Source organism: Pandoraea terrae, assembly GCF_902459695.1.
Lineage (GTDB): Bacteria > Pseudomonadota > Gammaproteobacteria > Burkholderiales > Burkholderiaceae > Pandoraea > Pandoraea terrae.
The window spans coordinates 1-601 of the sequence record NZ_CABPRZ010000075.1 but is presented as its reverse complement, the minus strand read 5'-3'; the positions used below and the strand labels follow the sequence as shown (position 1 = coordinate 601).

Sequence of the window (601 nt, the reverse complement as noted above, 5' to 3'; positions counted from 1 at the left end):
TCTGCGCGGCGGCGAGCACCGGGCTCGATACCGCGACCGTCACGCCCGACTGGCGCACTTCAAACTCGCGCTCGCTGCGCGCCGTGTCCGTCGACTCGACGATCGCCACGCGTTGGCCGGCGATGTCCACGTCGCCCGCGCGCGCCACCACCTGGCTGCCCGCCTGGCGGTACTGCTCGCCCGCGACGAGCGTCACGTCGCCCGTGACCGAGCCGAGCACGCTGCCGGTGTGCGTGGTCTCGCTGCGCCGCGTGGTCTCTTGCTCCGCGCGCCGGCCGATGGTCACGCCCGCGCCGCCGTTGCCGAACACCCCGGAGGTCGTCTCGCGGCGGTACTCCGACGAGGCGTGCCGGTTCTGCGCGCCCGCGATCTCGAGGTTGCGTCCCGCTTTGACCGTGACGTCGCCCTCGCCCACCACGTTCGCGCCGGCAACGCGCACGTCGCGCGCCGCGCCGACCTCGACGGCGTTGCCCGAGACCGTGCTGCCCTGCGCGAGCACGTCATGCGCGTCGCGCCGCGTCTCTTTGGTGCTGCGCGAGAGCACGCCCGAGCGCGTGTCGTGGCTCCACTTCGCCGTGTCGTGACGCTCCTCGACGCCCTC

At 73.9% G+C, this 601-nt stretch carries 1 protein-coding gene; it reads right to left on the bottom strand.

What is annotated here, in order from left to right; all coding sequences use genetic code 11:
- Nucleotides 1-601: hemagglutinin repeat-containing protein (locus tag PTE30175_RS28055; protein WP_191629259.1), on the bottom strand; the 601-nt coding region annotated here is incomplete at both ends.